At 57.4% G+C, this 21,667-nt stretch carries 21 protein-coding genes and 1 pseudogene; 5 read left to right on the top strand and 17 right to left on the bottom strand.

Annotated elements, in window-relative coordinates:
• Nucleotides 1-312 precede the first annotated feature (312 nt).
• Complete coding sequence (purL, locus tag WFN61_RS09455) at nt 313-4,200, bottom strand: phosphoribosylformylglycinamidine synthase (protein WP_312282957.1); 3,888 nt, start codon at nt 4,198-4,200, stop codon at nt 313-315.
• 266 nt (nt 4,201-4,466) lie between these two features.
• On the opposite strand from purL, the gene mltF reads away from it, so the two are divergent.
• Entirely contained in the window at nt 4,467-6,041 is a 1,575-nt protein-coding gene (gene mltF / locus WFN61_RS09450; RefSeq protein ID WP_312282958.1) for a membrane-bound lytic murein transglycosylase MltF, read from the top strand.
• Here mltF and tadA read toward each other — a convergent pair.
• From tadA to murQ, 4 genes and pseudogenes are all read right to left on the bottom strand, one after another.
• A pseudogene (gene tadA / locus WFN61_RS09445) lies at nt 6,038-6,563 on the bottom strand (tRNA adenosine(34) deaminase TadA). The gene mltF and the pseudogene tadA sit on opposite strands and share 4 nt — an antisense overlap.
• Before the next feature lie 26 nt (nt 6,564-6,589).
• A complete protein-coding gene (yfhb, locus tag WFN61_RS09440; RefSeq protein WP_144818129.1) occupies nt 6,590-7,225 on the bottom strand; it encodes a phosphatidylglycerophosphatase C in 636 nt (211 codons plus the stop codon).
• Between the two features lie 3 nt (nt 7,226-7,228).
• Nucleotides 7,229-8,593, bottom strand: a complete 1,365-nt coding sequence (locus WFN61_RS09435) for a PTS transporter subunit EIIC (protein ID WP_312177571.1) — start codon at nt 8,591-8,593, stop codon at nt 7,229-7,231.
• Nucleotides 8,594-8,602: 9 nt separating this feature from the next.
• Nucleotides 8,603-9,499: an N-acetylmuramic acid 6-phosphate etherase gene (gene murQ / locus WFN61_RS09430; protein ID WP_312235407.1), complete on the bottom strand. Its 897-nt coding sequence runs from the start codon at nt 9,497-9,499 to the stop codon at nt 8,603-8,605.
• 116 nt (nt 9,500-9,615) lie between these two features.
• Here murQ and WFN61_RS09425 point away from each other — a divergent pair, with 116 nt between their 5' ends.
• Together WFN61_RS09425 and WFN61_RS09420 are read left to right on the top strand one after the other, a co-directional pair.
• Nucleotides 9,616-10,464, top strand: coding sequence for a MurR/RpiR family transcriptional regulator (locus tag WFN61_RS09425; RefSeq protein ID WP_144818126.1), 849 nt, complete (start codon nt 9,616-9,618; stop codon nt 10,462-10,464).
• Between the two features lie 55 nt (nt 10,465-10,519).
• Complete coding sequence (locus tag WFN61_RS09420; protein WP_144818106.1) at nt 10,520-10,780, top strand: YfhL family 4Fe-4S dicluster ferredoxin; 261 nt, start codon at nt 10,520-10,522, stop codon at nt 10,778-10,780.
• Here WFN61_RS09420 and acpS read toward each other — a convergent pair.
• From acpS to lepA, 7 genes are all read right to left on the bottom strand, one after another.
• A complete protein-coding gene (gene acpS / locus WFN61_RS09415; protein WP_312282969.1) occupies nt 10,777-11,157 on the bottom strand; it encodes a holo-ACP synthase in 381 nt (126 codons plus the stop codon). The genes WFN61_RS09420 and acpS overlap by 4 nt on opposite strands.
• Nucleotides 11,157-11,888: a pyridoxine 5'-phosphate synthase gene (gene pdxJ, locus WFN61_RS09410; protein WP_144818104.1), complete on the bottom strand. Its 732-nt coding sequence runs from the start codon at nt 11,886-11,888 to the stop codon at nt 11,157-11,159. Before pdxJ ends, acpS begins: the two co-directional genes overlap by 1 nt.
• 29 nt (nt 11,889-11,917) lie before the next feature.
• The gene (gene recO / locus WFN61_RS09405) at nt 11,918-12,643 is read right to left on the bottom strand and encodes a DNA repair protein RecO (RefSeq protein ID WP_337038586.1); all 726 of its coding nucleotides are present in this window, start codon (nt 12,641-12,643) and stop codon (nt 11,918-11,920) included.
• Between the two features lie 65 nt (nt 12,644-12,708).
• Nucleotides 12,709-13,617: a GTPase Era gene (gene era, locus WFN61_RS09400; RefSeq protein WP_312282970.1), complete on the bottom strand. Its 909-nt coding sequence runs from the start codon at nt 13,615-13,617 to the stop codon at nt 12,709-12,711.
• Nucleotides 13,614-14,294, bottom strand: a complete 681-nt coding sequence (rnc, locus tag WFN61_RS09395; RefSeq protein ID WP_042395511.1) for a ribonuclease III — start codon at nt 14,292-14,294, stop codon at nt 13,614-13,616. The genes era and rnc overlap by 4 nt, the downstream gene beginning before the upstream one ends.
• Nucleotides 14,295-14,504: 210 nt before the next feature.
• A complete protein-coding gene (lepB, locus tag WFN61_RS09390) occupies nt 14,505-15,479 on the bottom strand; it encodes a signal peptidase I (RefSeq protein WP_042395509.1) in 975 nt (324 codons plus the stop codon).
• A gap of 17 nt (nt 15,480-15,496) precedes the next feature.
• Nucleotides 15,497-17,296, bottom strand: a complete 1,800-nt coding sequence (lepA, locus tag WFN61_RS09385) for a translation elongation factor 4 (protein WP_042395506.1) — start codon at nt 17,294-17,296, stop codon at nt 15,497-15,499.
• Nucleotides 17,297-17,583: 287 nt separating this feature from the next.
• Here lepA and WFN61_RS09380 point away from each other — a divergent pair, with 287 nt between their 5' ends.
• Both WFN61_RS09380 and WFN61_RS09375 read left to right on the top strand, forming a co-directional pair.
• Nucleotides 17,584-17,982 carry an acyltransferase family protein gene (locus tag WFN61_RS09380; protein WP_337038585.1) on the top strand — a complete coding sequence of 133 codons (399 nt, stop codon included), beginning with the start codon at nt 17,584-17,586 and terminating at the stop codon, nt 17,980-17,982.
• Nucleotides 17,957-18,718 carry an acyltransferase family protein gene (locus WFN61_RS09375; RefSeq protein ID WP_337038743.1) on the top strand — a complete coding sequence of 254 codons (762 nt, stop codon included), beginning with the start codon at nt 17,957-17,959 and terminating at the stop codon, nt 18,716-18,718. The genes WFN61_RS09380 and WFN61_RS09375 overlap by 26 nt, the downstream gene beginning before the upstream one ends.
• A 73-nt stretch (nt 18,719-18,791) precedes the next feature.
• Here WFN61_RS09375 and rseC read toward each other — a convergent pair whose 3' ends face one another.
• The 5 genes from rseC to rseD are packed head-to-tail and all read right to left on the bottom strand — an operon-like array spanning nt 18,792 to nt 21,555.
• On the bottom strand, nt 18,792-19,271 hold the full coding sequence (gene rseC / locus WFN61_RS09370) for a SoxR-reducing system protein RseC (RefSeq protein WP_312282971.1): 480 nt from the start codon (nt 19,269-19,271) through the stop codon (nt 18,792-18,794).
• Nucleotides 19,268-20,221, bottom strand: a complete 954-nt coding sequence (gene rseB / locus WFN61_RS09365; protein WP_222888530.1) for a sigma-E factor regulatory protein RseB — start codon at nt 20,219-20,221, stop codon at nt 19,268-19,270. The genes rseC and rseB overlap by 4 nt, the downstream gene beginning before the upstream one ends.
• Nucleotides 20,221-20,871 (bottom strand): anti-sigma-E factor RseA, encoded by a 651-nt coding sequence (gene rseA / locus WFN61_RS09360; protein WP_222888531.1) that lies wholly within the window; start codon nt 20,869-20,871, stop codon nt 20,221-20,223. The genes rseB and rseA overlap by 1 nt, the downstream gene beginning before the upstream one ends.
• 31 nt (nt 20,872-20,902) lie before the next feature.
• On the bottom strand, nt 20,903-21,478 hold the full coding sequence (gene rpoE / locus WFN61_RS09355; protein WP_042395496.1) for an RNA polymerase sigma factor RpoE: 576 nt from the start codon (nt 21,476-21,478) through the stop codon (nt 20,903-20,905).
• Entirely contained in the window at nt 21,475-21,555 is an 81-nt protein-coding gene (gene rseD / locus WFN61_RS09350) for a rpoE leader peptide RseD (RefSeq protein ID WP_243731523.1), read from the bottom strand. Before rseD ends, rpoE begins: the two co-directional genes overlap by 4 nt.
• Nucleotides 21,556-21,667: the final 112 nt, after the last annotated feature.

Here is a 21,667-nt window from a genome sequence, read left to right as displayed (position 1 = left end):
TTTGTGCGTCATTCCAGGGTTTATGTAGCGCGTCCCGAAGGGGCTGACATAAGAAGGTGAATGAGCCACTGCGCTATTATATGCACAAGTTATGCCAATGTATATTGTTAATGCATAACCTTCTGTTTATATAGCTGTTTATTATTTTGTGAACTGCATCATCTTTGCGCTCTTTTTAAGCAAAGTGTCGCTAATTAGCAACACCTAACAAGCCTCAAAAATAAAGCATTTAAAATCAATAAATTAAATGTCTCCAAATGGAGACATCGATTTTTGCCGCTGTCGGGATTTTGCGACAGCGGCGTTGTGCTCTTAACCCAGCTGCTTACGGGCGTTGCGGAAAATGCGCATCCACGGGCTATCCTCGCCCCAGTTTTCCGGGTGCCAGGAGTTCGCCACGGTACGGAATACGCGCTCCGGATGCGGCATCATGATGGTGACACGTCCGCTTTCGCTGGTCACCGCCGTAATACCGTTCGGCGAGCCGTTCGGGTTGGCCGGATAGGTCTCGGTGACCTTACCGAAGTTATCCACGTAGCGCAGCGCCACCAGTCCCTTGCTCTCCAGCTGGGCGAGGTGCGCATCGTCACGCACTTCAACCAGGCCTTCCCCGTGGGAAACCGCGATAGGCATCATCGAGCCAACCATACCCTGCAGCAGCAGCGATGGGCTTTGCGTGACCTCAACCAGGCTGAAGCGCGCCTCGAAGCGATCGGAGACATTACGCACAAAGCGCGGCCACAGCTCGCTGCCAGGGATCAGCTCGCGCAGATTGGACATCATCTGGCAGCCGTTACAGACGCCCAGGGCCAGGGTCTGCGGACGGTGGAAGAAGGTTTCGAACTCGTCGCGTACGCGCTCGTTGAAGAGGATCGATTTCGCCCAGCCCTCACCCGCACCCAGCACGTCCCCGTAGGAGAAGCCGCCGCACGCCACCAGCGCGTGGGCGCTCTCAAGCGTAGTGCGGCCCGCCAGCAGGTCGCTCATGTGCACGTCAATGGCGTCAAAGCCCGCACGGTGGAAGGCGGCTGCCATCTCAACGTGGGAGTTAACCCCCTGTTCGCGCAGGACGGCCACTTTTGGCCGTGCGCCGGTGGCAATATAGGGCGCAGCCACGTCTTCATTGATGTCGAAGGAGAGCGTCACGTTGAGGCCCGGATCGTTATCCTGCGCCTTGGCGTTATGCTCCTGATCGGCACAGGCCGGGTTATCACGCAGGCGCTGCATCTGCCAGGTGGTCTCTGCCCACCACATACGCAGCGTGGTGCGGCTTTCGCTGAACACCGCCTGGTCGTTAGCGGTAATTACGAAGCGATCGCCCGCAACGGCGTGGCCCAGGTAGTGTACGCAGTCGGCCAGGCCATGGGCGCTGAGGATGTTCTCCACCGCCTCACGATCTTCGGCGCGCACCTGGATCACTGCCCCCAGCTCTTCGTTAAACAGCGCCGCCAGACGGTCGCTGCCCAGGGCGGCGATATCGGCCTCGATCCCGCAGTGGCCGGTAAAGGCCATCTCGGCGAGGGTCACCAGCAGGCCGCCGTCTGAGCGGTCGTGGTAGGCCAGCAGCTTACGCGCCGCCACCAGCGCCTGCATGGCGTCGTAGAAGCCCTTCAGCTGATGCACGTCGCGCACGTCGGCCGGTTTATCACCCAGCTGGCGATAAACCTGGGCCAGTGCCGTCGCGCCCAGCGCGTTGTGGCCCTTGCCAAGGTCAATCAGCAGCAGGGCGTTATCGTCGGTAGAGAGCTGCGGCGTCACGGTGTGGCGCACGTCCTCAACGCGGGCAAACGCGGTGATCACCAGCGACAGCGGCGAGGTCATCTCGCGCTGCTCGCTACCCTCCTGCCAGCGGGTTTTCATCGACATCGAGTCTTTACCCACCGGGATGGTCAGGCCGAGGGCCGGACACAGCTCCTCACCTACCGCCTTCACCGCCTCATAGAGGCCGGCATCTTCCCCCGGGTGACCCGCTGCGGCCATCCAGTTCGCGGAGAGCTTGATGCGTTTGATATCGCCAATCTGGGTGGCGGCCACGTTGGTCAGCGCTTCACCTACCGCCAGACGGGCGGAGGCGGCAAAGTCCAGCAGCGCCACCGGAGAGCGCTCCCCGATGGACATCGCTTCGCCGTAGTAGCTATCAAGGCTGGCAGTGGTTACCGCGCAGTTGGCCACCGGGATCTGCCACGGGCCAACCATCTGATCCCGGGCGACCATGCCGGTGACCGTACGGTCGCCAATGGTCACCAGGAAGGTTTTTTCCGCCACCGCAGGCAGGTGCAGCACGCGGTTAACCGCTTCGGCCACGGTAATGCCCTGCGGGTCGAAGAGATCACCAGCGGCTTTCAGCGACTCAACGTTGCGGGTCATCTTCGGCGTTTTACCGAGCAGGACGTCCAGCGGCAGATCGATAGGCTGATTGTCGAAGTGGCTGTCGGTCAGGCTCAGGTGACGCTCTTCGGTCGCTTCGCCGATCACCGCATACGGGGCGCGCTCACGGCGGCACAGGGCGTCGAAGAGATCCATCTGATCGGCAGCCACCGCCATCACGTAGCGCTCTTGTGATTCGTTACACCAGATCTCCAGCGGGCTCATGCCTGGCTCGTCGCTCAGAATGCTGCGCAGATCGAAACGTCCGCCGCGGCCGCCGTCGCTCACCAGCTCCGGCATGGCGTTAGAGAGACCGCCTGCGCCAACGTCGTGAATAAACAGAATCGGGTTGGCATCGCCCAGCTGCCAGCAGCGGTCGATTACCTCCTGGCAACGGCGCTCCATCTCCGGGTTATCACGCTGTACCGAGGCAAAGTCGAGATCGGCATCGGACTGGCCGGAGGCCATGGACGAAGCCGCCCCACCGCCAAGACCGATATTCATCGCCGGGCCGCCGAGCACGACCAGCTTCGCGCCAACGGTAATCTCACCCTTCTGCACGTGATCGGCGCGGATGTTACCGATACCGCCCGCCAGCATGATCGGCTTATGGTAGCCGCGCAGCTCTTCGCCGTTGTGGCTGTTGACCTTCTCTTCGTAGGTACGGAAGTAGCCGGTCAGCGCCGGACGGCCAAATTCATTGTTGAACGCCGCGCCGCCCAGCGGACCGTCGGTCATGATATCCAGCGCGGTAACGATACGATCCGGCTTGCCGAAATCCTCTTCCCACGGCTGCTCAAAGCCCGGAATACGCAGGTTAGAGACGGAGAAGCCCACCAGGCCCGCTTTCGGCTTCGCGCCGCGTCCGGTTGCGCCTTCGTCACGGATCTCACCGCCGGAGCCGGTTGCTGCGCCCGGCCATGGCGAGATCGCCGTCGGGTGGTTGTGGGTTTCGACCTTCATCAGGATATGGGTAGGCTCCTGATGGAAATCGTAACGGCCTGCTTCGCTATCGGCGAAGAAGCGCCCAACCTCTGAACCTTCCATCACCGCCGCGTTGTCTTTATAGGCCGACAGCACGTGGTCCGGGGTTTTCTCAAAGGTATTTTTGATCATTTTAAACAGCGACTTCGGCTGCTGCTCGCCGTCGATTACCCAGTCGGCGTTGAAGATCTTGTGTCGGCAGTGCTCGGAGTTCGCTTGGGCGAACATGTACAGCTCGATGTCGTTCGGGTTGCGCCCGAGGGTGGTGAAGGCATCGAACAGGTAATCAATTTCGTCTTCCGCCAGCGCGAGACCCAGACGCTGGTTAGCCTCTACCAGCGCTGCACGTCCCTGTTCCAGCATGTCCACGCTCTCTACCGGCGCGGGCTGATGGTGGGCAAAGAGTTTCTCCGCCTCTTGCAGCGCGTCAAAGGTCGTCTCCATCATGCGGTCATACAGCTCGGCGGCCACCGCCTGCCACTGTTCAGCGCTTAGGGTAGACGCTTCAACGTAGTAAGCGACGCCGCGCTCAAGGCGGGCGATCTGCGTCAGGCCGCAGTTGTGGGCGATATCCGTTGCTTTTGAAGACCAGGGAGAGATGGTCCCCGGACGCGGCGTCACCAGCAGCAGCTTGCCGGCAGGCGCGTGGCTGCTCAGGCGCGGGCCGTAGGTCAGCAGGCGGCCGAGCTGGGCGTGTTCATCGGCATTTAGAGGAGCGTTGAGGTCAGCGAAATGGACATACTCAGCGTAAATGTTGCTTACCGGGAGGGCGGCTGCCTGAAAGCGTGCCAGCAGTTTGTTGATACGGAATGCAGACAGTGCAGGCGAACCACGCAGAATTTCCATCATAAGTCTCTCGTCTTTAGCGCGTCGATGACGCTGTAAGAATGCGCCAGGGGGAAAACGGGCGTCATTATAAAGAATCCTGCCCGCCGACGAAACCGTTTGCGTGGAAATAAAATTGCCCGGAATTTTTAGCAATAGATGTTACCTAATTCTCTAATAAGTTGCTAAGTGCCGCAATCTTAAGCAAAATGCCGCTCACTTCCGGATAAATGCTTTTCTATAATAATGACGGCGGACTGAGGCGTCAGGTGACGCAGAGAATTAACTCCTTGAGAAAATTAAAGTTTAATTATCTGCTTATCGGCATTGTGACTCTGCTGCTGGCAGCAGCTCTGTGGCCCTCGATCCCCTGGTCGGGTAAAGCCGAAAACCGCATCGCTGCGATCCAGGCGCGCGGCGAGCTGCGCGTCAGCACCCTGGTCTCTCCGCTTACCTGGAACGCCACCAGTGATAAACCCACCGGCCTCGATTACGAGCTGGCCGAACAGTTTGCTACCTATCTCGGCGTGAAGCTGCGCATCACCGTGCGGCAAAACATCAACCAGCTGTTTGACGATCTCGATAACGACAGTGCCGATATGCTGGCGGCCGGGCTGGTCTATAACAACGAGCGCATCAAGCACTATCAGAGCGGGCCGGTCTACTATTCCGTTTCCCAGCAGCTGGTCTATCGGGTAGGCAGCCTGCGTCCACGCACGTTAGCCTCAGTGACCGATGCGCAACTGACCGTCGCGCCGGGGCACGTTGTCATTAGCGATCTGCAGGCGTTAAAGGAGAAGAAGTACCCGGATCTGAGCTGGAAGGTCGACGAGAAGCTGGGCACTAACGATCTGCTCTTGCAGGTTGCTCAGGGAAAGCTGGCCTATACCATCGCCGACTCCGTGGCCATCAGTCTGTTCCAGCGCGTGCACCCGGAGCTGGCGGTGGCGCTGGATATTACCGACGAGCAGCCGGTGGCATGGTTTAGCCAGAATGATAGCGATAACGCCCTCTCCGCCGCCATGCTGGACTTCTTCAACGTGATTAACGAGGACGGCACCCTGGCGCGCCTTGAGGAGAAGTATCTCGGCCACGGCAAGGGGTTCGACTATGTTGATACTCGCGCCTTCCTGCGCGCCATCGATAGCGTCTTGCCTGACCTGCGTCCGCTGTTTGAAAAGTACGCCCAGAAGATCGACTGGCGTCTGCTGGCGGCCATCTCTTATCAGGAGTCCCACTGGGACACGCAGGCCACCTCCCCCACCGGCGTACGCGGCCTGATGATGCTGACTAAAAATACCGCCCAGAGCCTGGGCCTGACCGATCGCACCGATGCTGAACAGAGCATCAGCGGCGGGGCGCGCTATCTTCAGGATATGATGGATCACGTCCCGGCAACGGTGCCCGAGGAGGAGCGGATTTGGTTTGCGCTGGCGGCCTACAACATGGGCTATGCCCATATGCTTGACGTCCGCGCCCTGACGGCGAAGACCAAAGGCAACCCGGATAGCTGGTCAGATGTCAAACAGCGTCTGCCGCTGCTTAGCCAGAAGGCGTGGTATAGCAGGCTCACCTATGGCTACGCCCGCGGGCATGAAGCTTACGCCTACGTGGAAAATATCCGTAAGTATCAGATTAGCCTGGTAGGTTATCTGCAGGAGAAAGCGCGGCAGCAGGAGCAGCAGATTGCTCACGAGCAGCGTATGGCGCAAAGCTATCCGGTGGTCGCTCAGGAGGAGCTTGCCGAGACCCACTACGGCGTGATGCCGCTGAGCGCCTTCTCTCCCGCCGAGGCGTTCGGTCAGTCCAGCTTTACGCTACCGGGGATTTTGAACCAGGCGTCAGCAGGCGCTGAGACGCCTTAGCGCGCCTGCTTTTGCGCTTTGATCGCCAGCCGACGCTGGCGGAAAAATTCGCTGAGCATGCCGGAACACTCCTCACTTAGCGTCCCCTCGACGATCTCTACCCGGTGGTTCATCCCAGGATGGTGCAGGACATCCATCAGGGAGCCTGCCGCGCCGGTTTTCAGATCGCGCGCGCCAAACACCAGCGTGCCGATACGGGCGTGAACCATTGCCCCCGCACACATAACGCAGGGCTCCAGAGTGACGTAGAGGGTGGTATCAAGCAGACGGTAGTTTTGTAGCACCAGCCCCCCCTGACGCAGGGCCATGATCTCGGCGTGCGCGGTGGGATCGTGGCGGCCAATGGGCCGGTTCCACCCCTCGCCAATCACGCGGTCGTTGTGCACCAGCACCGCCCCGACCGGCACCTCCCCTTCATCCCAGGCGCGCTGCGCGAGCATAAGCGCGTGGCGCATCCAGTATTCATGGGTCAATTCGGTATCGGACACGGCTCAGCACTCCAGTAGTCAAAACGGGGCGCATTATACACAGGTGTAAGTACGCACACACTATTCGAGTTGCTGAAGCTCACCGTGGGGGGTGACGCGCCACCGATGCTCGCAGAAGTAGAGCAGCGGGTTATCCTGCTTGCTGTCGCTGTAGCCGCTGTAGAGGCGCAGCGGCGTGCCGATTTTCCGCTCCAGCTGCACCACCTTCTCATGCCCGAGGCAGCGCATGGAGAGCACCCAGCCACCGTGGCTGCGCCGGATCTGGCTGGCGATCAGGTTGACGCGGGGCAGCCAGGGAGTATCAAAATAGACCTGCTCCACCAGCGGCTGCGGGGAGCCGGTGATCAGCCAGATATCAGCATCGGAGGCGTCGAGATAGTTGGTCAGGCGATCCTGCACCACCGGGAAGGCGGTGACGCGCTCGCGGAACCAGGTTACAAATGACTTTTCCAGCGCTTTAAGCCGCGCCTCGCTGTGGCCAAAGGTGCAGCCCCACAGCAGCAGGCTCATCGGCCAGCGGGCGGCCCGCCCCTTTACCAGTAACGCAATGCCGATAACCGGCAGCAAAGGTAGAACGAGCAGCGCATTGAGTGGCTGATGCCGCAGCAGATACCGCAGAAATGTCCCGAACATATCCTGCTGATGCAGCGTTCCATCCAGATCGAAAAACACAACACGACGCTCGCTATTTGCCAAACCCTACTCCTTTGGATCGTTAAAACCTAACAGCCAGGTAAACACGAACCCGGCGAGGACAGCCAATAAATAGCCTAACAGATAGATCGTGACTTTTCCGGTAACAATCGTTAAAGCCAGAGGTAAACCGGAAATGCCAAAGGTAATGACCGTCGCCACTTTCCAGTAGCAGACCAGTGCCCCACCCACCGCGCCGCCCAGACAGGCACCGATAAACGGCTTACCCAGCGGCAGCGTAACGCCAAAAATCAGCGGCTCACCGATGCCGAGCAGCCCTACCGGCAGCGCGCCTTTAATGACCGTTTTTAACCGGGTATTGCGCGTTTTCAGCAACACGGCGAGCGCCGCCCCGACCTGGCCGACCCCTGCCATTGAGAGGATAGGTAGCAGGGCGTTATAGCCATGCGCCTGGACCAGCTCCACGTGGATCGGCACCAGCCCCTGATGCAGGCCGGTAAGCACCAGCGGCAGAAAGGTCCCGGCCAGCACCGCCCCCACCAGCAGGCCGCCGCGATCGATAGCCCAGCCTGCCCCCTGAGCAATAGATTCAGAAATCCACCCCCCGAGCGGCTGTAGCGCCACGATAGCTATCGCCCCGGTGATGAGCGTGGTCAGCAGCGGGTTGAGAATCAGCTCCAGCGAACCCGGTAGCCGCTCGCGCAGCCGCTTCTCAAACCAGCACATCAGGGCTACCACCAGCAGCACGGCGATCACCCCGCCGCGCCCAGGCTGCAACGCTTCGCCAAACAGGGTGATCTGCGCCAGCTGCGGGCTGGAGAGAATACCGGCCATCACCCCGCCTAACGCCTGCGAGCCACCGAAGACCTTCGCCGCGTTGACCCCCACGAGAATATTCATGATCGCAAACACGGCGCTGCCAAAGATGCCGAGCAGCCCCAGCAGGTTGGGGTAGTGAATCGCGATATCGCCAGCAATATCGGGCCGCTTCAGGATATTGATAATGCCGGTGATAAGCCCGGAGGCGATGAACGCCGGGATAAGCGGAATGAAAACGTTCGCCAACATGCGCAGGGCGTCGCTCATTGGCGCTTTATACTGGGCTTTTGCCTGCGCCTTGTTACGGTCGATCTCATCCGGAATCGGCGCTGCCTCCGCCCCGTTAGCCAGCGAGCGCATGGCATCCACTACCTGGCCCGCTCTTCCTGGCCCGACAATCAGCTGATGCTGCTCCCCCTGCTTAACGTAGCCGCTGACGCCCGGAAGCGCTTTCAGCCCGCTGATATTGAGCAGCCCCTCATCCTGCACCTCAAACCGTACGCGGGTCATACAGTTTTCCAGCCGCAGAATATTGCCCTGCCCGCCAATGCCCTGCAGGATCTCTCCTGCCAGCGTCAGTGACTTATCCATGTGTACCTCTTAGCCATTCAGCGCGGCGCGTAAGAATCCCTGGTGCATGTCGAGCCGGGCGCGGGCTGCATCCACGTCCAGGCCGGTCAGCACCATCAAAATAGCGGGCTTGACGTCATACCCGGTCTGCTCCAGCACGCTGCGAGCCTGCTCAAGGGTAACGCCCGTGGCTTCAACTACCATTCGGCAGGCGCGGTCAATGAGCTTAATATTGCTCGCTTTCATATCGACCATCAGGTTTTGGTAGACCTTGCCAAACTTAACCATCGCCCCGGTGGAGATCATGTTCAGCACCAGCTTCTGCGCCGTGCCGGACTTGAGGCGGGTAGAGCCGGTCAGCGCTTCCGGCCCCACGACCGGCGAGATAGCAATATCCGCCGCCTGAGCTATCGGCGAACCGGGATTACAGGAGATAGCCACCGTGGTGCAGCCTGTAGCCCGGGCATACTTAAGTCCGCCGATAACGTAAGGCGTGCGGCCAGATGCGGCCAAACCTACTACCAGATCCTGGGGGGTGAGGGTCAGGTCACGCAGATCGTCCTCCCCCAGCTGCGGGTTATCCTCTGCTCCCTCTACCGCTTTAAGCAACGCCCCTGGACCTCCGGCGATCAGGCCAATCACCAGATCGTGCGGGACGCCAAAGGTCGGCGGGCACTCCGAGGCATCCAAAACGCCGAGCCTGCCGCTGGTGCCTGCGCCCATATAGATGATACGTCCACCTGCTTTCAGCGCTGTCGCGGCAGCATCCACTGCCCGTGCAACATCTGGCAATGTCTCTTTCACTGCCAGCGCGACCAGCGTATCCTGTTGATTAAAACGGGTTACTAACTCGATAGTCGAAAGCGCGTCCAGATCCATCGTCTCAGAATTTCGCGTTTCTGATACCAGTGAGCCAAGATTCATTATCAGTACCTTTTGAATATTTTATTCGTGTCCAGCGCAGTATAATGGAATATATAATTCATTGATGCCTGCGAACAGGATGTTTGTAGCCGTTGTCACGTTTTGCCCCTGGAGTTGTCATGAACTGTTTGATTCACATCCGTCAGCGCTATACGGGCCTGGCGCAGAGCGATAAAAAGCTGGCGGATTTTCTGCTTACCCAGCCCGCTCGCGCGCTCCATCTGAGTTCTCAGCAGCTGGCCGCCGAGGCGGGCATCAGTCAGTCGAGCGTGGTGAAATTTGCCCAGAAGCTAGGGTTTAAAGGCTTTCCGGCGCTTAAGCTGGCGATTAGCGAAGCGCTGGTTAGCACGCCAACGCCCCACTCCGTTCCGGTACATAACCAAATCCGCGGCGACGATCCCCTGCGCGTGGTGGGCGAGAAGCTGATCCATGAGAAGGTCAGCGCCATGAACGCGACCCTTGATGTAAATAGTGAAGATAAGCTGCAGGAGAGTGTGATCATGCTGCGCGATGCGCGACGGATCGTACTGACGGGCATCGGCGCATCCGGGCTGGTGGCGCGTAACTTTGGCTGGAAGCTGATGAAGATTGGTTTTCACGCCGTGGTCGAGCAGGATATGCATGCCCTGTTAGCAACGACCCAGGCGATGGAGAGCAGCGATCTGCTGCTGGCTATCTCCTATACCGGCGAAAGGCGGGAGATCAACATGGCGGCGGATGAAGCCTTACGCGTTGGAGCAAAGATCCTGGCGATCACCGGCTTTACCCCTAACGCCCTGCAGCAGCGTTCAACCCGCTGCCTCTATACCATTGCCGAAGAGCAGGCCACCCGCAGCGCCGCCATCTCCTCTACCAGCGCCCAGATGCTGCTCACCGACCTGCTGTTTATGGCCCTGGTGCAGCAGGACCTGGAGCACGCCCCGGAGCGGATCCGCCACAGCGAAGCGCTGGTGAAAAAACTGGTCTGAGCACAAATCGGGCGTATAATACCCGCCCTGCTTGTGTAGCTTCTGAGATTTTTCGATGGCGTTGCTGATCACCAAAAAATGCATAAACTGCGATATGTGCGAACCCGAGTGTCCGAACGAGGCCATCTCGATGGGTGAGAGCGTTTATGAGATTAACAGCGATCGCTGTACGGAGTGCGTCGGCCACTACGAGACGCCGACGTGTCAGAAGGTCTGCCCTATCCCCAATACCATTCTCAAGGATCCGGCGCACGGTGAGAGCCAGGAGCAGCTGTGGGACAAGTTTGTCCTGCTGCACCACGCGGATAAGATCTAACTCTCGATAATTACCGTCGCGCAGGCGTAGCGGCGTTCATCTGCCAGAGTGACGTGCATATGGGTCACGCCCAGCCGCTCTGCCAGCGTCAGCGCTTCGCCCCACAGGCGCAGACGCGGCTTGCCTAACTCGTCGTTAAACACTTCAAACTGGTTGAACGCCAGACCGTTGCGAATCCCGGTCCCGAACGCTTTCGCCGCCGCCTCTTTCACCGCAAAGCGCTTGGCAAGAAAGCGTACCGGCTGCTGGTGCGCCTGGTAGATTTCCCACTCGTTAGCGCTCAGTACCCGCTTTGCCAGCCGTTCGCCGGAGCGGGAGATGACCGCTTCAATGCGGTCAATCTCCACAATATCCGTGCCTAAGCCCAGAATAGCCATCAGGCGCGCGCTTCCAGCATCAGGCGTTTCATCTCGGCGACCGCCTCTTTCAGGCCGCTCATCACCGCCCGGCCAATAATGGCGTGGCCGATGTTCAGCTCGTGCATCTCCGGGATGCGGGCGATAGGTTTCACGTTGTGATAGGTCAGACCGTGGCCGGCGTTGACCTTCAGGCCGAGGCTTGCCGCATAGGTGGCGGCGCTGGCGATGCGCTCCAGCTCTTTGGCCTGGGTGGCGTCGTCTTCCGCGTCCGCATAGCAGCCGGTGTGAATTTCGATGTAGGGTGCCCCTACCTCTGCGGCGGCTTTGATCTGCTCGCGATCGGCATCGATAAACAACGACACCAGGATCCCGGCCTCCGCCAACCGCGTGCAGGCGTCGCGCATCTTATCCCGCTGCCCGGCCACGTCCAGTCCGCCTTCGGTGGTGACCTCCTGGCGCTTCTCCGGTACCAGGCAGCAGAAGTGAGGTTTAGTCTCGCAGGCGATAGCCAGCATCTCTTCGGTGACCGCCATCTCCAGATTCATGCGCGTATCGAGCGTCTGGCGCAGCACCTTCACGTCGCGGTCGGTGATGTGGCGGCGATCCTCGCGCAGATGCACCGTAATACCGTCCGCCCCCGCCTGCTCGGCAATAAACGCCGCCTGGACCGGATCCGGGTATGCCGTGCCACGCGCGTTACGCAGGGTGGCAATGTGATCGATATTAACGCCTAACAGTAGTTCAGCCATGACAATACAATCCTCGAATATCCTTTGTTTTATGGTGTATCCGGCGCTGGCCGTTTCGGCACAAACTGGCGAAACAACTCCCGGCTTTTTAACGGCTTACCGCCAAGATACGGCTTCAGGGCCGCGCGGGTAAAGCGTTTCGCCGCTTTTAACGTATCGCTATCGGGAAACTCACGCTCGGCGAGCGCTCGCAGCTGACGGCCGGTGAAGGTACGGTTATCGATTACCACGCTGGCGATAAACCCCTTCTCCTCCCGGTAGCGATAGGTCATGGTGTCCTCTACCGCTTCGCCGGTCCCGGCGCAGTGCATAAAATCGATGCCGTATCCCAGGTGCCCCAGCAGCGCCAGCTCAAAGCGCCGGAGGACCGGTTCGGGCGAGCCGCTCAGGCCTGCCAGCGCCTGGATACAGTGCAGGTAATCGAAAAAAAGTTCAGAGAAGCGCGTCTCATGTTCAAGCACGCGAGAGATAAGTTCGTTAACGTAGAGGCCGCTGTAGAGCGTGATACCACTCAGAGGGAGCGCCAGCGACACCGCTTCCGCGCTGCGCAGGGTTTTGACTTCACCCCGGCCGCCGAAGCGTACCAATAGAGGCGTAAAGGGCTGGAGTGCGCCCTTGAGGTTGGAACGTTTTGCGCGTGCGCCTTTAGCAACAAGGCGCACGCGGCCCGACTCTTCCGTGAAGACGTCCAGCATCAGGCTGGTTTCGCTCCAGGGACGACTATGGAGAACAAAAGCGCGCTGCCACCCTTCCATTAGCCTCTATACTCGTCGTCTTTCATGCCGCAGGTACGTTGGCCGTACCCGTTCGTTTCGGTCAATTACTTGAGGTCGTCAACGTAGCCGAGGCTACGCAGGGCGCGCTCGTCGTCAGCCCAGCCGGATTTGACCTTCACCCACAGCTCAAGGTGCACCGGAGCTTCGAACATCTCCTGCATATCTTTGCGGGCTTCAATACCGATGGTTTTGATCTTGGCCCCTTTGTTGCCAATCACCATCTTCTTCTGCCCCTCGCGCTCAACCAGGATCAGGCCATTGACGTCGTAACCGCCGCGCTCATTGGTGACAAATTGCTCGATCTCAACGGTCACCGAGTAGGGCAGCTCTTCGCCAAGGAAACGCATCAGTTTTTCACGGATGATCTCCGAGGCCATAAAGCGCTGGGAACGGTCGGTAATGTAATCTTCCGGGAAGTGGTGAATCGCTTCCGGCAGGTGCTTACGCACGATGCTGGCAATGGTATCCACGTTCATCCCGGTCTCGGCAGAGAGCGGCACGATATCGAGGAAGTTCATCTGGCTGGCGAGGAACTGCAGGTGCGGCAGCAGTTCCGCCTTCTCCTGCACGTTATCGACCTTGTTAACCGCCAGGATCACCGGCGCTCTGCCGTCGCGCAGCTTGTTGAGCACCATCTCATCGTCCGCCGTCCAGCGGGTACCTTCCACTACGAAGATCACCAGCTCAACGTCGCCGATAGAGCTGCTGGCCGCCTTGTTCATCAGGCGGTTGATAGCGCGCTTCTCTTCCATATGCAGACCCGGGGTATCCACGTAGATGGCCTGGTAAGCGCCTTCGGTATGGATCCCCGTGATGCGGTGACGCGTGGTCTGCGCTTTACGGGAGGTAATAGAGATCTTCTGCCCCAGCAGATTGTTCAGCAGCGTAGATTTGCCCACGTTGGGACGTCCAACGATGGCAATAAATCCGCAGTATGTTTTTTCGTTGCTCATTCCAGCTCCAGTTTTTTCAACGCCTGTTCGGCGGCAGCCTGCTCCGCCTTACGGCGGCTGGAACCTGTGCCGACCACCGGTTCACTCAGGCCGCTTACCTGGCAGTGGATAGTAAATTCCTGATCGTGGGCTTCACCACGCACCTGCACAACCAGATAGGTTGGCAGCGGCAGGTGACGACCCTGTAAAAATTCCTGCAAACGCGTCTTCGGATCTTTTTGCTTATCTCCTGGGCTGATCTCGTCCAGGCGAGTTTGATACCAGTAGAGGATCAGCTTTTCGACGGTCTGGATATCGCTATCGAGAAACACGCCGCCAATTAACGCCTCAACGGTGTCGGCCAGAATAGACTCCCGGCGAAAACCGCCGCTTTTAAGCTCGCCCGGCCCTAAACGCAGGCACTCGCCCAGCTCAAACTCGCGGCCGAGTTCAGCCAGCGTGTTGCCGCGCACCAGCGTCGCGCGCATCCGGCTCATATCGCCTTCGTCCACGCGGGGGAAGCGGTGATAGAGCGCGTTAGCAATAACGAAACTTAAAATGGAGTCACCCAAAAACTCCAGACGCTCATTGTGTTTGCTGCTGGCGCTGCGATGGGTTAACGCCTGCTGCAATAACTCCTGATGTTGAAAAGTGTAGCCCAGCTTCCGTTGAAGCCGATTAATTACGATGGGGTTCATGCGATACCAATAGGATGAATGCGTCAAAAATGCAGCACACGAAACCGACCTGAAGAGAACAACGCGGTTTCGTGTGCCGTGGCTCCCTGCGGAACCAGCCTTAACTTCGGGGGAATATTCTATACACAACGGCGAGGGATGTCGTTAGCCGGGACTGATTTATCGTGGAAATAATTTGGGTTGCAGCCAGATTCGCTGCAACCCGACGGATTAGTGGATGCCACCGATGCGATTTAAGCGCACGCCGGTAGGCCACTCGCCCTCTTGTTTCTCGAAGCTCATCCAGATCGCGGTGGCCCGACCTACCAGATTCGCCTCCGGCACAAAGCCCCAGTAACGGCTGTCCGCGCTGTTGTCGCGGTTATCACCCATCATGAAGTAGTGTCCCGGCGGCACGATCCAGGTCGCCAGCGGCTGGCCTGGCTGCTGGTGATAGAGCCCCAGCTGATCCTGCGCAATCGGCACGGTCAGAATGCGGTGCGTCACATCACCCAGCGTCTCTTTACGCTCGGCAAGGCGCACGCTGTTCTCTTTGGTTTCACCCGGCGGCAGCTGGAAGAAGCCGCTGCTGGCCTCGCCACCGTTACGGCGGCTAAAGGTCTGGACAAAATCGCTGGGCGCAACGTTGGAGTAAGTGATCGGCAGCGCGCTGGCGCACGCCTGACCGGAGCTGCACCCTGGCTGTACCGTTACCTGCTTGGCAACCGGATCGTAGCTGACCTTATCGCCCGGCAGGCCTACCACGCGCTTGATGTAGTCCAGGCGCGGATCGTCCGGATACTTAAACACCGCGATGTCGCCGCGTTTCGGGTGGCCGGTTTCGATCAGCGTTTTCTGGTAGATCGGATCTTTAATCCCGTAGGCAAATTTCTCCACCAGGATAAAGTCGCCGATCAGCAGGGTTGGCATCATCGAACCAGATGGGATCTGAAACGGCTCATAGATAAATGAGCGCACCACCAGCACAATCGCCAGCACCGGGAACACAGAGGCTCCGGTCTCCAGCCAGCCCGGTTTCGGGCTCACTTTTTTCAGCGTTTTTTGATCCAGCGTATCGCCCGCCGCCGCCTGGGCTGCGGCCTGCCGCTCCCGACGCTTTGGTGCAAATACGGCCTTGTCCAGGCACCAGAGCAACCCTGTCACCAGGGTTGCAATCACCAGGATCAGGGCAAACATGTTCGCCATACCAACTCCTTAATGGTTTATTTGCCGTCTTTACCTACGTGCAGAATGGCGAGGAAGGCTTCCTGCGGCAGCTCAACGTTACCGACCTGCTTCATACGTTTCTTACCGTCTTTCTGCTTCTGCAGCAGCTTTTTCTTACGGCTAACGTCGCCGCCATAGCACTTGGCGAGAACGTTTTTACGCAGCTGTTTCACCGTCGAGCGGGCAATAACGTGGTTACCGATGGCGGCCTGAATCGCGATATCAAACTGCTGGCGCGGGATCAGCTCTTTCATCTTCTCAACCAGCTCACGACCGCGGTACGGCGCGTTATCGTTATGGGTGATCAGCGCCAGGGCATCAACACGTTCGCCGTTAATCAGGACGTCAACGCGGACCATGTTTGAGGCCTGGAAGCGCTTGAAGTTGTAGTCCAGCGACGCGTAACCGCGTGAGGTGGACTTCAGGCGATCGAAGAAGTCGAGCACCACCTCCGCCATTGGGATCTCATAGGTCAGCGCCACCTGTTTACCGTGGTAGACCATGTTGGTCTGCACGCCGCGCTTCTCAATGCAGAGGGTGATGACGTTGCCCAGGTACTCCTGCGGCAGCAGCATGTGGCACTCAGCGATAGGCTCGCGCAGCTCCTGAATGTTATTCAGCGGCGGCAGCTTGGAGGGGCTGTCGACGTATACCGTCTCTTTTGAGGTGGTCACGACTTCATAGACTACGGTCGGCGCAGTAGTGATCAGGTCCAGATCGTATTCACGCTCCAGACGCTCCTGGATGATCTCCATGTGCAGCAGGCCAAGGAAGCCGCAGCGGAAGCCGAAGCCCAGCGCGGTAGAGCTTTCCGGCTCGTAGAACAGCGAGGCGTCGTTGAGGCTCAGCTTGCCCAGCGCATCGCGGAAGTTCTCGTAGTCGTCAGAGCTAACCGGGAACAGACCCGCGTAAACCTGCGGTTTCACCTTTTTAAAGCCCGGCAGCGCTTTATCCGCCGGGTTGCGAGCGGTGGTCAGGGTATCGCCCACCGGCGCACCAAGGATGTCTTTGATGGCACAGACCAGCCAACCGACCTCGCCGCACTTCAGCTCGGTGCGGTCAACCTGCTTCGGCGTAAAGATGCCCAGGCGATCGGCGTTATACGTCTGGCCGGTGCTCATCACCTTGATCTTATCCCCCTTGCGCATGGTGCCGTTGTTGATACGAACCAGAGAGACAACGCCCAGGTAGTTATCGAACCAGGAGTCGATGATCAGCGCCTGCAGCGGCCCCTCAGGATCGCCCTGCGGCGGGGGAATATCACGTACCAGACGCTCCAGCACGTCGCCCACCCCTACCCCGGTCTTCGCGGAGCAGCGTACGGCGTCGGCGGCGTCGATACCGACAATGTCTTCAATCTCTTCCGCCACGCGCTCTGGATCGGCAGCCGGCAGGTCGATTTTGTTCAGAACCGGAACCACTTCCAGATCCATTTCCATCGCGGTGTAGCAGTTAGCCAACGTCTGCGCTTCCACGCCCTGGCCTGCATCGACGACCAGCAGCGCGCCTTCGCACGCCGCCAGCGAACGGGAGACTTCATAGGAGAAGTCAACGTGTCCTGGAGTGTCGATAAAGTTCAGCTGATAGGTTTCACCGTCAGCGGCTTTATAGTCCAGGGTTACGCTCTGGGCTTTAATGGTGATCCCGCGCTCGCGCTCAAGATCCATGGAGTCCAGCACCTGGGCTTCCATTTCGCGATCGGAGAGGCCGCCGCAAAGCTGGATGATACGGTCAGACAGCGTCGATTTACCGTGGTCGATGTGCGCAATGATGGAGAAGTTACGTATATTCTTCATATGTAAGGATTTTCTAACCCAAGTGTTATTTTAAATCATTTGATGGACATGGCAGCGAACGTGCAGTGCTACTTACCGTCCCGTACATTGCCGAGCATCTTACACTGTAGAGGGCAAATCGTCAGCATAGGATCCTTTCATTAACATAAAAGGTTACATTCCTGCACGATTCTCACTTCCCACTATATGATGAGAACACCTTAAGCATATCCAGCACCGGGTATCGCTCAGTTCATCGGTAAGTGCTACTATGCGCGAGTCTGTATACATGACTACTCGGATCTATAATGTATAATTTATATTTAATTGTGATATTTTCTTTATCTCTGCTCTTGGTAATAAAAGCATTAAATTATTTACCCCACCCTGCTTCACAAGGAAGAAATATAACCCTTGACGCCTTCAGGGGCTTATTAGCACCCTTAGTACTATGTCATCATTTCGTTCTCACCTATCATTTCAAAGTGGACGGCGTTTGGGGGTTAGCGAAAAATAAACTTGTTAGTAATATTGGTGCCATTCCCGTATCAATGTTTTTTATGATTACTGGCTATCTTTTTATCGGAAAAATTTGCCGTGGAGGCATCCACTGGCGCGAATTGGCTATTAATAGGGTTTTGCGCATTTACCCTCTCTTTATATTTGTTTTAGGTGTGATTTATACCATCTACTTTTTTTTATTATAAAGGCCACGCTACGCCCGGAGAACTCATATTTTCATTTCGCGAAGCATTGATATTTAATCTTCCACCGTTAAATGGTATTGAGATCGCATCATTTATAAGCGGAGCCCACTGGACGCTCATTTACGAAGCTGTCTTTTACCTGTCGCTTCCTATCCTGGCTCTGCTTAATCTGAAGACGCTAAGCGTACGGGCTATTTTATGTGCAGCACTACCTGCAATAATTCTATATAGTAGCTATCATACTCTGGGTCTGATAGACGATCTATTTACTCTTTTTGCTTATGGTGGTCTCGCCTACGCTATCGCCTCTTCACGGTTCGCTTATATCTTCAGAAGCAAACTTATGACATACATTGCGCTAGTGACGTTAATTTATGCCCTATTCTTCTCACATTACTACACTTATAAACAGATGTTTTTAATTAGCATCTCATTTTGCTGTATTGCGGCCGGTAATGATATGTTTGGATTACTAAAAAACAGAGGGTTAACTAAACTTGGTGATATTAGCTATAGCATATATCTGACTCATGGGTTTATTCTTTATACCCTTTTTACTCTTTTTAATTTACTTCCCTTTGCAGATACACCTGAATATATTTACTACCTTCTCCTTCCAGCGATTATGACGCTTGCATGCGGCGTAGCCATAATAACTTATACCTATATTGAATCGCCCTTTCTTACGATTAATGCAAAGCTCAAAACACGGTTATTTAAAAAAGATAAAGCGTAGGAAGAGAGTTAAACAGCGTTAAATGAACGCCTGGCTGAGGATGACTCAAGCCAGGCGGTGAAAAAGCGAGACTTTATAGGCCTGCGTCCGGAGTGTGCATTTCTACACGTAGCTCGTTTGGCGGCAGGGCAACGCTCAGGATCACCGGCTGCCAGGCTTCGCGGGCAGCCAGCCTGGGTGAAAACGCGCGAGCCAGCAGAAAGCCCCCGACGCCGCCCAGCACCGCGCCGCCCATCGCCGCCAGGTCGTAACCAAACAGCGTCTGGAACAGTGCGGCCATGACAAACAGCCCCACCAGCGGTGACATATAGACCAGCAGCGCAGAGCTGAGCAGGCTGCCTTCGGCGATACCCAGCTCGACCTTCTGCCCGACCACCAGCGGCTGCGCGCTGGGCACGGTAATAGTGTGGGTCATCTGCGGGCCGAGCTTGTTCAGAACGCGGCTGCCGCACCCTGCGCGCGAGGCGCAGCTGTTACAGGATGCTTTAACATCACAGCTGACAACGGCTTCGCCATTGTGCCATGAGACCACGGTTGCCCACTCTTTGATCATTGTGCTGCCCTGAATTTAAGACTGTCTGCAATACGTTTTGCAGTCTGCGGCGGAAGCTCGCCGACTACGGTAATCTCTGCGTTATCCCGCACTGTGGTGCTGACGGTACGACGCCCGGTGCGTAGCATTTGATCGCTGCTGTTCTGGCTGGCGCGGTTAACGTTAATAGAGAAGCTGAACAGGCCGTCAGAGAAGAGACGCGACTCCACCGGCATATCGATCGTCGGCAGCTTGCGACGGCTGCTGGAGACTTCGCTAAAGCCCTGCGGTAGCCAGGTCGCCGACCAGTTGAAATTGATCTTTTCGCCCGCCGGAACCGACAGCAGCGGCGGCAGGTTAGCTTTGGCGAGGTTCTCCATATTGCTTCCCACCTGCTCATTCACGGTGACCGCGACGACGCGGAACTGCTCCAGGGTCTCCCCGTCGCGATCGAGCAGATCGACCCGCATGGGAAGCTTGGTCTCCGCATCCAACCAGACAATATAGCTGTAGCGGGTACCGTCACGGGCCACGACGCGGATCACCTCGCACAGGCGATCGGCAATCCGGGTACGCCCTACTGAGATGAAATCGTAGAAGGCCGCTAGCCGTTTGAAATCGGTATAGACCAGAGAGGGCAACGAATCGACGATGTAGTCGCCGGTCAGCGTAAACGGCTCAAGGCCCGGCTCGAAATAGCTTATTTCACTGCCGCGCTGAACGACCTCACGACGCGGGCCATCCATCTGTAACAGCTGGGCGAGAGGCTGATTTGCCAGCCGGGCATGTCGATAGCGTAACGACTCGACGCCCTGCTTATTAATGCTGACAAAAGAGAGCTCATAGTTGAGAGACTGGCTGGCCAGGTTCATCTGCTGCAACAACGCCCCGGAGGTGACATCAGCCGAGGCGTTAGCAGAAAACAACAGACTACCGGCCATGAGAGACATGGCACACCAAAGTTGCTTCATTACTGCGATTGCGTTCCTAAAGTTTGGGTTCCTGGCACCTGTACAGCGGCCTGCTGGGTTTGCGCCTGCTCAAACTGAAGCTGTTCGGAGTGCAGGCGACGCTGCAGCTCATAGTCCTGCAGCATCGCATTGATACGGCGGCGCTGCTCCTGAACCTGCTGCTGCTGACCCGCATCGGCAGTGGCCTCCGACGGGACGCCAAGGCTAACCGGGCTGGCTTTGCCCATCATAGGAAGCGTGTTAAACACCGGCGCTTCAGGCTGCTGGGCACTGTCGGATGGACTATTATAGTGCTGCACGCCAACGATCACCGCAAGCGAAACGCAGGCGGCTACGCCCATTTGCGTAAGCTGGCTTGCCCAGGGACGCACTTTGGCCCAGAACGGCATCTTCTGCCACTGCTGTGGCGCAGGCTGGGATTCCGGGATCAATGGTGTTGCCTGCCGTACCGGTTCGTCGGCAATAGCAGCCATGACGCGGGCTGAGATATCGAAATGGATGACGTCGGCAGTGTCACCGCGTAAAGCGTCACGCACCAGGTGATAACGCTCCCAGGTTTCCTGCATTTCCGGATCGCGAGACAGCTCCTTGAGCAGCTCGGTATCCAGCGTCTCACCATCCATTAAAGCGGAAAGCTTTTCTTTCTGCATGCCTAATACCTTTTCCAGTATCCCGCTATCGTCAACGCCTGATAAGCGGTTGAACTTTATTATCAATGGCTTCCCGAGCTCGGAAGATACGTGAACGTACCGTACCCACCGGGCAGTCCATAATGGCGGCTATCTCTTCATAGCTAAGGCCATCCAGCTCCCGTAAGGTAATTGCCATACGTAAATCTTCCGGAAGCGATTCAATGGTTCGGAAAACAATTTGTCTCAGTTCTTCTGACAACATTAAGTTCTCAGGGTTCGAAATTTCTTTCAGCGCCCCACCGTTTTCGTAGTTTTCTGCTTCTATAGCATCAACATCGCTGGACGGTGGACGACGACCCTGAGCGACCAGGTAATTCTTGGCGGTATTTACCGCAATACGATAGAGCCAGGTGTAAAAAGCGCTATCCCCCCGGAATGAATCCAGCGCGCGATAGGCCTTAATGAAAGACTCTTGTGCCACATCGGGAACGTCGCCCGACGGCACATAACGGGAAACCAGGCTCGCTACTTTATGCTGGTAGCGAACCACCAGTAAGTTAAAGGCTTTCTGATCTCCCTTCTGGACCCGTTCGACGAGGACCTGATCCGTTAACTGCTCGCTCATCCGAGGTAATGTCTCCCCAAACCTAATATCCACGCGTAATCGAAACGCCACTCCCACACAGCACTCTGAGCAAGCATGTGGTTAGAGAGACTTTTTCGGCAAAAGTTCCGTTACGCCTTTGTTTTTGTGTATCGTTTCGTAGACCGTTGGTTATGACTCATTATAAGTCTACTGACGCTAAACTATGCA

Source organism: Pseudescherichia sp. AS216, from assembly GCF_037152055.1.
Classification (GTDB): domain Bacteria; phylum Pseudomonadota; class Gammaproteobacteria; order Enterobacterales; family Enterobacteriaceae; genus Pseudescherichia.
The sequence above is the reverse complement of the archived record's forward strand: the minus strand, read 5'-3'. Positions and strand labels throughout refer to the sequence as shown.